We start from the raw sequence: 11,199 nt of genomic DNA, 5'->3' as shown, positions 1-11,199 counted from the left end.
CTCGCCCACGAGCGACCGCGACCACGTCATCGCGGAACTCTTGCGGATAGGGAGCAGGCATAGCGACATCCTCTCCTCTGATGCTGCGCACCAGAAGTCAGTTGTCACCTACGGCTGCATCACGCCCCCCGGACCTGCCCATGCAGGTCCGGGTGTCTCCGATCTCTTGAGAGATCACACGGTGCTCCCGGTGGGATTCGAACCCACACTGGGACGGGTTTAAGCCGTCTGCCTCTGCCGTTGGGCTACGGGAGCGTGGCCTCGTCAGGTACGGACGGCCACGTTGATCGGCTTCTCCCCCGCAGCCAGGGCACGCACCTGACGATGCACCACCTTCTCGATGCGCGGACGCATCGCCGAGGTCATCCCGCCGACATGCGGGGTGACGATGACGTTCTTCGCGGCCCATAGCGGATGATCGTCCGGCAGGGGCTCGGGATCGAAGACATCGCTGGCGAACCGGATACGCGGCAGCGCCCGCAGCACGGCGTCGGTGTCGGCCACCTTGCCGCGCGCCACATTGACGACGATCGCGTCATCGGGCAGCGCCCCGAGGAAGTCGTCGTCGATGAGCCCCGTGGTCTGCTCGGTCAGCGGCACCGCCGCGATCACCACATCGGCACGCGGCAGCAGCTGCGGCAGCTCGCTAGTGGCGTGCACGTGACCCCGCTCATCGTCGCGGGCGGACGTGCCGACCCGGGTCAGCTCGCAGCCGAAACCGTCGAGCCGCTTGACGATCTCTCCGCCGATACCGCCGATACCCAGCAGGAGGACACGCTTGTCGATGAGACTCGAGGTGAAGGCCTTGACCCACTCCCCCCGCGACTGCTGATCGGCGAAGACATCGAGCCTGCGCGCCGACGCCAGCGCGAGCGTCACGGCCAGCTCGGCCGTCGACTCCTCATGCACACCGATCGCATTGCAGAACACCCCGCCGGCAGGCAGATTCTCCGCGACACCGTCGAAGCCGAGGGACTGCCCCTGGATGACGCCGACACGGCTCGTGTCAACCGACGCCATCGCGGACGGATCGAGGGTGTACGGCCAGACCACGAGGTCCAGATCGCCATCGGGCTGCGGGCCCTGCGTATCCCATACGAGCAGATCGAGCCCGAGCCCCAGATCGTTGAGGCTGTCGAGCCAGCTCGCGTCCGGCACGCTCACGCGCATCGCCATCAGTCACCCCTCCTAGTCGTGGCACCCCAGGCGATGCCATCGAGAATGTCGTGTTCGCTGACTGTCAGTGTGTCCGTCGAGAGGGGAAGAAGCTCGATGAGCCGGTCCAGGATCAACGCCCCCGCCCCGATGACGTCCGCACGCCCCGGGTGCATGAACGGCAGCGCCCGGCGATCGGCCACCGACATCGAGGCCAGCGACAGACAGGCCTCACGGACATCGTCGACGTGCAACCTCGCCCCGTGGATCGCCTCGGAGTCGTACGAGCCGAGACCCAGCGAGTGCGCGGCGATCGTGGTGACGGTGCCGGCCACGCCGACGAACAGATCGGCCGGCTCCAGGCGATCCACGATCGGCACGACGAGCGCGTCGATCGCCGTCATGCACTCGGTCATCTCGCCCACGGAGGGCGGATCCCCCGGAAGATAGCGTTCGGTCAGCCGGACGGAGCCGATGTCCAGCGAGGTGGCGAACTGGATGTCCTCCCCCTCGCCGACGACGATCTCCGTGGATCCTCCGCCGAGATCGACCAGCAATGTCCGTGCGCCGTCGAGCTCGCGCGTCGCGCCGTCGAAAGAGGCACGCGCCTCGCGGTCCCCCGACAGGATCTCCGGACGCACTCCGAGCACCGACTCGACGGCCGACGAGAACTCGTCGGCGTTCGCGGCATCGCGGACGGCCGATGTGGCACAGAACCGGATCGCCGTGGCGTCGAGCATCGCGATGAACTCGGCGTACTCGCGGGTGGCCGCCAGCGTGCGATCGATGGCCTCGGGACTGAGCCGACCAGACGTGTCGACTCCCTGGCCCAGCCGCACGATGCGCATCTCGCGCAAGAGATCGGTCTTGGACTCGCCGTCGACATCGCAGACGAGCAGGCGGATCGAATTGGTCCCACAGTCGATGGCGGCGACGCGCTCCGGCATGTCAACACCCTAGCGATGACCTTCGCCCAGGACACGCTCCCCCTAGAGTGTGGAGGTGTCGTCGCCGCAGTCTCGTATCGTCACCGTGCTCTCCCTGGTGCAGGTCATCGGTGGCATCGGCAACGGCGCCGGTCTCGCGATCGGTGCCCTGCTGATCGGTGATATCAGCGGATCGGACGCCTGGGCCGGCACCGCCACCGTCGCCCTGACCCTCGGCGCGGCGCTCTTCACGATCCCGTTGTCGACACTGGCCGCCCGTCGCGGCCGGCGGCCGGCCCTGACGGCCGGATGGTGGCTCGGGGCGGTCGGAGCGGGCGTCACCATCGGCGCGGCCGTGCTCGCATCCCTACCGCTCGCGCTGGCCGGACTCGTGTTGTTCGGCGCGAGCACGGCCGCCAACCTGCAATCGCGGTTCGCCGCCGCCGATCGCGCCGAGCCCGATCAGGTCGGACGGGCGATCTCGATCGTGGTCTGGTCCACCACGATCGGGGCGGTGACGGGACCCAATCTCACCGGCCCCGGCGCCGCCGTCGCCGAGTGGTTCGATATCCCGTCCCTCGCCGGCCCGATGGTGTTCTCGCTGGTCGCGTACGGCCTCGCCGGTCTCGCCACGTTCCTCTTCCTACGACCCGAGCCGTTGGCCCGGGCCACCGCGGCGACGCCCGAGCGAGGTGTCATCGCCCGCGCGCTGCCCCATGTGCGCGGGCGCGCCGCCGTCGCGGTGCTGACCGTCGCCATCGCGCACGCCATCATGGTCTCGGTCATGGCCCTCACGCCCGTGCACATGCAGGGACACGGGGCGGCGCTCGAGGTCATCGGGCTCACGATCAGCCTGCACATCGCCGGCATGTACGCCCTCTCGCCGGTCATGGGCTGGCTCACCGACCGGATCGGCGCGGACACGACGATCCTGCTGGGCATGTCCGTCCTCGTGGGCGCGACGGCGCTCGCCGGGACGGCCGGGCACTCCGAACCCCAGATCACCGCCGGTCTGATCCTGTTGGGTGTCGGCTGGTCCGCCTCGGTCATCGCGGGAGCCGCGCTGTTGACACGCAGCGTGGAGCGCGACGTCCGGCCCCTGGTGCAGGGGTTCAGCGACCTGACGATGAACCTCGCCGGCGCGGCCGGTGGCCTACTCGCCGGACTCATCGTCGCGACCCTCGGCTTCGGCATCCTCAATCTCGCGACCGCCCTGCTCACGCTCCCGGTGATCGTCGCCGTGCTCACCTCGCGACGAGTCTCCACCTCGCCCGGCGGCGGTAGCTGATCAACCTCATCAGCACCTCATGACGTTGCTGGCCTACCGCTGCCGGCGGGGAAAGGTTGATGGTCTACCGCCCCGGGGTAGGTGGAGTGACGACCAGCAGGTCGCCGACCTCGCAGCCGAGGACATCGCAGATCGCCGTCAAGGTGGAGAAGCGGATCGCCTTGGCCCGGTCGTTCTTGAGGATCGACAGGTTGACCACCGTGACGCCCACGAGCTCGGCGAGCCGGCTGAGCGTCATGCCGCGCTCGGCGAGCAGCTCGTCCAAGCGGCAGTGCACGCGCCCCGCCTCGTCCTCCGGTGGCATCAGACGAGCCCTTCGGTGTCCCGCTGCATCCGCTCACCGGCATGGAAGGCGGCGCCGAGCGCACCGACAGCCATCGCCGCGAGGACGGCGTACCAGTCGAGGTGGAACTGCACCGACTCGTAGACCGGCCTCGCCTCGATCTGCGCGAGCGCGCCGTTGCTGGCCATCACCGTGAACAGGAGCGTGATCACCCAGCCGAAGGCGATGACCATCGAGGTCGTGATGACCAGCCGCGTGTTGGTCCGGCTGAAGAACTCCCCCCGCAACAGATTGCGGCAGAGCAGCAGCACGCACACGGCCACCGCGATCACCGCGAGGCTCGGCACGATCGCCGCACCCATAGCCGAGACATGGGATGCCACGGGCAGGTCGCTCACGTGCACCGTGATCTCGTCGACCCCGGCCTCGACCGGTGCTCCGTCAGGACCGATCGGCAGGTCGAAGGTCTCCCCGACCAGCTGGACGCGAACCGGGACATCGCTATTGGGCACGATCTCGATGAGGCTCATGATGATCGACCACACCGACCCGAGCGCCACGGCCGCGCCCACGACGATCACCGCCCACAGATCGCCGCGCTCGGTGTTCCACAGTCCGTTGCTCCTCACGACAACTCCCTTCATATCGTTTCTCGATATTATCGAAACACGATATGGCGAGGAGGTCAAGCCGCCCGGCGGTAGGACATCGGCATCGCTCACCGGGCACCGGGACGGGCCCACCAGCAACCTTTGGCCGTGGAGAGAGGTAGGCCAGCAACGTTATCGGGGTGGCATGAGGTTGCTGGCGTACCGCCCGGGCGCGGGAAAGGTTGATGTTCTACCGCCCCGCGGTGAAAGTGCGGTCAAGTCGCATGCCGGCGGGGCATCGCCTTGGGCACCACACCCACGGCGAAGGCGACGACGACGGCCGCGATCAACGCGACCGTGTTGCTCGGCACCACGGCACCGCCCAGGACGCCGATCCCGACGTAGAGCACCGCCCACGCCCCCGCCGAGAACACGCAGGTCACGGCGAAACGATGCCACGGGTAGCCGCTCAACGCCGCCGCGATGAGCACCGGCAAGCGCCCCGCCGGGATCAGCCGCGAGACCGTCATCGCCGCAACGTCGTTCTCCTCGATACGCGTCCTCATCCGGGTGACCGCGGGGCGATCGGCACGCAGCCACGGGACCTTGTCGGCCACCCTCCCACCGGTCGCGCTGAAGACCACGAAGACGACGCAGTCGCCGAGATACGCACCGAGCCAGCCGGCCGCCAGCACCAGCAGCAGCTCCCACGGCGCCTCGTCGTGGGCGAGCACGGCGGCCGCGGCGAGGGTCGGACCGGTCGGCACGACCGGCACGACGGCGCCGAAGGCGATCACCGCCACCAGGACGACGAGATGCACCCATCCCAGGTCGTCAGCCACGATCGCCTCCCACGCGGATGGTCGCGCCGTGCCCCATCGACTCGACCTGAGCGGTCGTCACGGCCTCGGCGAACCGCTCCCCCGGCGTCCGGAACAACCGCTCGTAGACCCGCCCGCACCGGCGCACCCCGAGCGGCCAGAACGTGCCCCAGTGCACGGGAACGGCCCATCGCGCACCGACACGGCGTACCGCCTCGGCCGCGTCCCGGGGCCCCATGTGACCGGCACCCAGGGTCGGGCCCCAGCCCCCGATCGGCACGAGCGCCACATCGACCTCACCCACGTCGTCGACGTGATCGGACAGCTCCGTGTCGCCGGGGTACCAGAGCGAGCTCCCTCCCTGACGAACCACGAAACCCAGTGGGTCACCACTCAGCCGCGACACCACATGGCGCCGGTGCGGATGCACCGCGGGGGTGGCGCGCACCTCGATACCCGATGCCGAACCGGTATCGCCGGGGGCCAGCTCGTCGACATCCAGGCCGGCACCGCGCAGCAGATGCCCTCCCCCGCGCGGCACCAGCACCGTGGTGCCGCGACGCAGCCGGCGCAACGTCGGGACGTGGAAGTGGTCGGGGTGCAGGTGGGAGACGACCACGAGATCGGCGGTCAGCGCCTCCTCCTCGCGCACCGACGGCGCGAACCGGCGCAGGTGCGCGAGTCGATCGGTCACCACGGGATCGGTCAACAGCCGAACCCCGCCGGTCTCGACAGATGCCGTCGAGTGACCCCACCAGGTGATCTCCGTGGCACTCATGACGACCTCAGCCCCTGCTCCGCGAGACGCCCGACCAGGACATCGTGGACATCGTGCCCGCGCAGCGCCGGACGGTCGACCCGCCAGCTCGACGGATGGACGAAGACCGCCTCGGTCTGACCGCCCCCCATCCCGCCGTGGGAGCCCACCAGCTCCTCGAAGGCCACGACCTCGTCGAGGTCGGCATCGTAGCGGCCCATCACCACCAGATCCCCGGCGTGCGCGCGGGTCGCCACATCGCGGACATCGTCCTCGGCAAAGGGCCCGTAGTCCAGCAACGGGTCGATGCCGGACCCGTCGAGCACCGACCCGGATCCCGGCCTGAGCAACCGCCACCCGGTAGCCCCGTCCACGCGCAGGCCACCGTCGACATGCGTGACGACCAGGCCGATATGCGGGTGCTGCGCCAGCCCCTGGACGAGCAGGGGGTATCGCGCGTCCACCGCCTCGCGCGAGGCGGTTCCCTCGACATCGCGCAGGTAGAGATGCGCGAGACTGCCCGAGGCCATCACCACGAGCGGCCGGTTCTCATCGACGCCTCCACCACGCGGGGAGCCCGAACCTCCCGACCCCACCGCGACCGTCCGGGCCGCGGCACCGATCAGCCGTCCCGTCCCGGGTGCGGACTCACTCAGCATGTTCGCCGGACCCCAGAGCTCAGCGGGCTCGTCATCGTGATGGGCCCGACGAGCGGGAAGAGCGGCCAGCAGATCGACGACCTCGGCCAAGGTCGCACCACTCAGCTGACGGAAGGTCGGACCCTGCGACTGGCCGTGGTCGGAGACGATCGCGATCTCGTAGTCACGCCCGACCTCGTCCGCGACCTCGGCGAGGAAGCCGATCACCCGATCGAGTCCCTCCATCGCCTTGAGCGACTCCGGTCGCGCCGGACCCGCGTGATGGGCGACCTCGTCGAAGTCCACGAAATCGACGAAGATCACCGGCGCCCCGCGTGCCATGTGCTCACTGACCAGCTGAACGTTGAGGTCACGCAGGACCACCGTCGTCAGCCCGCGCAACAGCACGAAATTGCCGCTGCGCCTGACCCGAGGGACGACGGCGCGCCGGCGCTGTCTGCGGCCCTGGTAGATCTCGGTGATCATCTGGCCGACCATCAGGACGACCGACCGGGCGAACCCGGCTGAGGTCGTCATGAAGGCGGCGAGCCCACGATCGCGCGGGATGCCCGCGCTGCTCATGGTCAACAAGGACGTCGGGGCGTCCCCGGAGTACTGATTGGAGACGCTCACACCGTCATCGGCGAGTAGGCCCCGCCCCGTGGAGATGCGTTCCTGCACGACGGCGACGTCCTCGGGCCGGCTGCTGACGAAGGAGCGCCCGGCGGCCTTGTCGTACCAGCGGAAGGCCGGCACCTCGTGCGCGTCGCCGTGCAACAGCACGGCCTGTCCCGCCGGGGTCGTGGCGGGTACGCCGGTGTGCCAGGTGCGGAACCGGTAATCGCCCGAACGGAGCCACCGGCCGATGGTCGGCGAGGACCCCGCCGTGACCGCCTGGCGCAGCGTGTCGGCGCCGACCCCGTCGAGCTGGATCACCAGCAACCCCGGCCCCGATGCCGACTCGCGCCGCGCGATACGGATGGCCCGCCCGAGCACCTGGCTGAAGAAGGCCTCGTCGGTGGAGGAATCGAACAGCCAGTTCAGCACCGCGGCGACCGCCACGGCACCCCACGCGGCCAAGACGAGCTCGCTGAAGGAGAAGGGAGCGACCCCGGGCACCACCGCGAGCGCGGCCCCCAGGATCGCGGCATCGACCAAGAGCCCGGCGACCAGCAGGCCGACCGGCCCGGTGAAGACGACGAGCTGGGTCAGGAACGGGCGCAGGAGCGCTCCGATCGCCAAGACGCTCGCGGCGACCAGCAACACCGTCTCGGCATCTGCTCCGACCTGCTCGCCCGGCAGCAGCCACAGGCTCACCGCCAGGGCAGCAGCGGAGGTGAGGAAGAGACGCAGTACACCGAACAGCCAACGCCACGACGGCGTCCACCGCCGTAGGCGGCGCCGCACCGCCGCACCGTATCGCCCGATCACGCTCGCCACATCGGACGACTCTAGTTCGTGACACTCAGCCACGACGCCTGAGCAGGGCCTAGGTCGATGATCTCGCCGGGGACACTCGGCCTCGTATCCTGAGCTGGTGGCTCCTCCCCTAGCCCTGCTCGACGCCGTGCGGTGGCACGGCCGCGATGTCGTCGGCGACCGTCCGCGCGTACTGCTCGCGTCGCTGGTGGAGGCACGTGGGGCGACCGTCGGCGACACCACCTTGATCGACGACCTGTGGCCCGACGAGCCGCCCGCGGACCCGCACAAGGCGTTGCAGGTGGTGGTCTCGCGCACCCGCCGCATCACCGGGACCGATGCCGTCGTCCGCACGGAGTCCGGCTACCGGCTGACCCTTCCGGCCGAGCACATCGACGCGCTCGTCGTGGTGGAACGCGGCCGTGAGGCGACACGGGCGATGAACGACGGCGACTGGACCCGGGCACGCGATATCGCCACCACGCTGGCGGACACCGAGATCGGGGTCGAGGACGACGGCCCGCTCGGTCGGTTGCGCGAGCAGGCCGCTCGGGCCATCCGCGAGGCCACCCGGGTCCTTGCGCTGAGCCTGTCCGCGCTCGGGGAACACCAGGCGGCGGTACCGCTCCTGGAAGCCGAGTACGCCCGAGACCACGGCGACGAACGGGTCCTGACCGCGCTGCTGCGCTCGGTCGCGACCGAGCACGGACCGCCCGCGGCACTCGAACGCTACGAGCAGTACCGCCGGGGCCTGGCGGAGCGACTCGGCACGGACCCGGGCGAGACGCTCCGCCGGCTCCACGGCGAGCTTCTCGCGGCCGATCGCCCCGTCCGCGACGGCCTCCTGTACGACGCCACCTCCCTCATCGGCCGCGACGCGGACGTGGCACGACTGCGGGAGCTGTTGCACGTCTCCCGGGTCACCACGATCCTGGGCGCCGGCGGACTGGGCAAGACACGGCTGGCGCACATCCTGGGCCACGGCGCCGAGCAGCCGGTCGTGCACTTCATCGAGCTCGTCGGTGTCGTCACCGAGGCAGGACTGCTGCCCACGCTGGGCGCCGCCCTGGGCATCCGCGAGACCTCCGGTGGCACCGGCACCCGCGGTATGGACCTGGCCGCCCGGGTACTGGAGAACCTCGGCTCGGCGCCCACCCTGCTGATCCTTGACAACTGCGAGCAGATCATCGGCGCGGTCGCCGACCTCGTCGCCACGCTGGTGGCCAATACCCGCGACCTCACCGTGCTCACCACCTCACGCTCGCCGCTGGGCATCCGCGCCGAGCGGGTCTACGCGCTCGGCGAGCTCTCACCTTCCGATGCGATCTCGTTGTTCAGCGAGCGTGCCCGCGCCGCACGACCCGGCGTCGTCCTCGACGGGGAGACGGTGACCCAGCTGGTGCGGCGTCTCGACGGCCTCCCCCTCGCCATCGAGCTGGCCGCGGCCCGTGTGCGGGCCATGTCGGTGCGGGACGTGTTGGACCGTCTCGACCACCGATTCGCGCTGCTGCGCGGCGGATCGACCGCGGCCCCGGAACGTCACCAGACCCTGCTCGCGGTCATCGACTGGTCGTGGAACCTGCTGGACGACCGCGAGCGCGCGGCCCTGCGAAGGCTCTCGGTCTTCCACGACGGGTTCACGCTCGACGGGGCCGAGCACCTGCTCGGCGACGACGCGGTGGCCGTCGTCGAGGCTCTCGTGGATCACTCGCTGCTGACCGTGCACGAGGACACCGGCGTGCGGTACCGGATGCTGGAGACCGTGCGCGAGTTCGGCCGGGACCGGCTCACCGAGAGCGGCGAGCGCGAGGTGACACAGGCGAGGCTGCGCGCCTGGGCAATCGGCCGCAGTCGCGAGCTGCAAGGACGACTGATCGGCCCAGGTCAGATCGAAGCGGTGGACGCGATGCGTGCCGAGGAGGCGAACCTCTCCAACGAGCTGCGCGTGGCGATCGACGCCGGGGACGTGCCCGCCGTGCTCGGTCTCGCGGCGAGCCTCATGAGGTACTGGGAGATCACCGACGGCTATCGCCGGCTCCTGGTCTACCTGGACCGGGTGGCTCCCCTCATGACCGAATACGACGAGACCCCGGCCGAGCAGCACGCCATGCGGCGGGTGCTCTCGGCGATCGTCCTGGCGGCCGCGATGCGCGGCGACGGCGCAACACACCCGGCGACCCTCAAACTGACGGCACTGGGCCCGGGCGACGACCCGCAGCTGGCCGGCGACGTCCACGCCGTCCTGGCCCTGGTCACGGCCACCGATGAGGACGCGTTGACGGTGCTGACCCGGTTGAGCGAGGACGCTGATCTCCACACCCGGCTACGTGCCCTCCGCTGGCTAGCTCACCTGCGCGAGAACTCCGGTGACCTCGACGGGGCGCTCCGGGCGGCGTCATCGGCCGTCGGTCTGTGCCCGGACACCGACGGCCCGTGGCTTCCAGCGACCATGCGTGCTTTCCGGTCCCAGTTGCTCATGCAGTTGGGACGACGCCAGGAGGCCGTGCTCGACGCCGAGCTCGCCGTCGGCCCACTGAGTCGGCTGTACGCCGAGGACGATGCCGCGCGGCTGCGGCTCAACATCGCGATCGCCCACGTCGCCGACGGCCGGATCGATCGGGCCGGGGCCGTCATCGACGAGCTCGCCGACACCGGCCACGGCCTGTTCGGCGGGGCCGCCGGCGTGGAGGGCATCCGCGCCGAGATCGCGGCACGGCGCGGGGACGGCGACGAGGCCAGGCGTCTCATGCGACGTGGGCTCGCGGTCAACCGCAGCGTCACGGTGCCCGGCAGGCGTGAGCTGTCCGGCTTCGAGCCGTGGAGCCTCGTGGCTCTCTCGCTCTGTGTCGTGACCTGCGCCCGCTTCGGCACCCCCGACGACGACCTCGATCTCGTCCACGAGGCGGCCGAGCGGCTCTCGGCCCTGCTCGCACGCGGCCGCACCCGCATCGACGTGCCCGTGCTGGGCTGCCTGGCCTTCAGCCTCGGGCTCTGGGGGGTTGCGCACGGTGGGCTCGACCGCGATATCGCCGTGCGACTGCTGGCCCTCGCGCGCCGCTTCGGCTACAACCAGGCCCACCCGTCGATGGACTGGTCGGTCGCCGAGGAGATGGCGGACCGTGAAGCCCTCGATGAGCAGCTCGCCGACTGCCGGAACCGACCGGTCGACGAGCTGCTCGACGAGCTCGGAACCCTCACGCTCCTCCCCTGACCCTGGCCACTCGGTGGTCGAGTAGCCCCGTCCGCTCTGCGGGCGCGGCAATGGAGCCAGCGCATCAGGGGCGTAGCCGCGCTGAAGCGAGACCACGGTGCGCCCTCGATC

At 70.2% G+C, this 11,199-nt stretch carries 9 protein-coding genes and 1 tRNA gene; 2 read left to right on the top strand and 8 right to left on the bottom strand.

Annotation, left to right across the window (positions count from 1 at the left end; genetic code table 11):
- Window positions 1–182: 182 nt before the first annotated feature.
- From FNM00_RS16155 to FNM00_RS16145, 3 genes are all read right to left on the bottom strand, one after another.
- Window positions 183–255: transfer RNA gene (locus FNM00_RS16155), tRNA-Leu, on the bottom strand.
- A 9-nt stretch (window positions 256–264) separates the two neighbouring features.
- Complete coding sequence (locus tag FNM00_RS16150; protein WP_143914574.1) at window positions 265–1,176, bottom strand: NAD(P)-dependent oxidoreductase; 912 nt, start codon at window positions 1,174–1,176, stop codon at window positions 265–267.
- Window positions 1,176–2,102, bottom strand: a complete 927-nt coding sequence (locus FNM00_RS16145) for a Ppx/GppA phosphatase family protein (RefSeq protein WP_143914573.1) — start codon at window positions 2,100–2,102, stop codon at window positions 1,176–1,178. The genes FNM00_RS16150 and FNM00_RS16145 overlap by 1 nt, the downstream gene beginning before the upstream one ends.
- A 55-nt stretch (window positions 2,103–2,157) precedes the next feature.
- Here FNM00_RS16145 and FNM00_RS16140 point away from each other — a divergent pair, with 55 nt between their 5' ends.
- Window positions 2,158–3,369: an MFS transporter gene (locus FNM00_RS16140; RefSeq protein WP_246065204.1), complete on the top strand. Its 1,212-nt coding sequence runs from the start codon at window positions 2,158–2,160 to the stop codon at window positions 3,367–3,369.
- A gap of 64 nt (window positions 3,370–3,433) precedes the next feature.
- Here the strand turns inward: FNM00_RS16140 and FNM00_RS16135 are convergent, their stop codons facing one another.
- The 5 genes from FNM00_RS16135 to FNM00_RS16115 all read right to left on the bottom strand — a co-directional run bounded on the left by FNM00_RS16135 (window position 3,434) and on the right by FNM00_RS16115 (window position 7,898).
- Complete coding sequence (locus FNM00_RS16135; RefSeq protein WP_143914571.1) at window positions 3,434–3,673, bottom strand: helix-turn-helix domain-containing protein; 240 nt, start codon at window positions 3,671–3,673, stop codon at window positions 3,434–3,436.
- Complete coding sequence (locus FNM00_RS16130; RefSeq protein WP_185973193.1) at window positions 3,673–4,281, bottom strand: DUF2975 domain-containing protein; 609 nt, start codon at window positions 4,279–4,281, stop codon at window positions 3,673–3,675. Before FNM00_RS16130 ends, FNM00_RS16135 begins: the two co-directional genes overlap by 1 nt.
- Before the next feature lie 236 nt (window positions 4,282–4,517).
- Window positions 4,518–5,084 (bottom strand): DedA family protein, encoded by a 567-nt coding sequence (locus tag FNM00_RS16125; protein ID WP_185973192.1) that lies wholly within the window; start codon window positions 5,082–5,084, stop codon window positions 4,518–4,520.
- A complete protein-coding gene (locus FNM00_RS16120; RefSeq protein WP_143914568.1) occupies window positions 5,077–5,841 on the bottom strand; it encodes an MBL fold metallo-hydrolase in 765 nt (254 codons plus the stop codon). Before FNM00_RS16120 ends, FNM00_RS16125 begins: the two co-directional genes overlap by 8 nt.
- Window positions 5,838–7,898 (bottom strand): phage holin family protein, encoded by a 2,061-nt coding sequence (locus tag FNM00_RS16115; RefSeq protein ID WP_185973191.1) that lies wholly within the window; start codon window positions 7,896–7,898, stop codon window positions 5,838–5,840. Before FNM00_RS16115 ends, FNM00_RS16120 begins: the two co-directional genes overlap by 4 nt.
- A 97-nt stretch (window positions 7,899–7,995) precedes the next feature.
- On the opposite strand from FNM00_RS16115, the gene FNM00_RS16110 reads away from it, so the two are divergent.
- Entirely contained in the window at window positions 7,996–11,088 is a 3,093-nt protein-coding gene (locus tag FNM00_RS16110) for an ATP-binding protein (RefSeq protein ID WP_185973190.1), read from the top strand.
- Window positions 11,089–11,199 lie beyond the last annotated feature (111 nt).

This window comes from Aeromicrobium piscarium, assembly GCF_007421815.1.
Lineage (GTDB): Bacteria > Actinomycetota > Actinomycetes > Propionibacteriales > Nocardioidaceae > Aeromicrobium > Aeromicrobium piscarium.
This window is presented reverse-complemented; position numbering and strand designations above follow the sequence as displayed.

Excerpts from the sequence above, each read along its gene's own strand:
- FNM00_RS16120 (WP_143914568.1), bottom strand. The coding sequence starts at position 5,841 with ATGAGTGCCACGGAGATCACCTGGTGGGGTCACTCGACGGCATCTGTC.
- FNM00_RS16135 (WP_143914571.1), bottom strand. The coding sequence starts at position 3,673 with ATGCCACCGGAGGACGAGGCGGGGCGCGTGCACTGCCGCTTGGACGAG.
- FNM00_RS16145 (WP_143914573.1), bottom strand. The coding sequence starts at position 2,102 with ATGCCGGAGCGCGTCGCCGCCATCGACTGTGGGACCAATTCGATCCGC.
- FNM00_RS16150 (WP_143914574.1), bottom strand. The coding sequence starts at position 1,176 with ATGGCGATGCGCGTGAGCGTGCCGGACGCGAGCTGGCTCGACAGCCTC.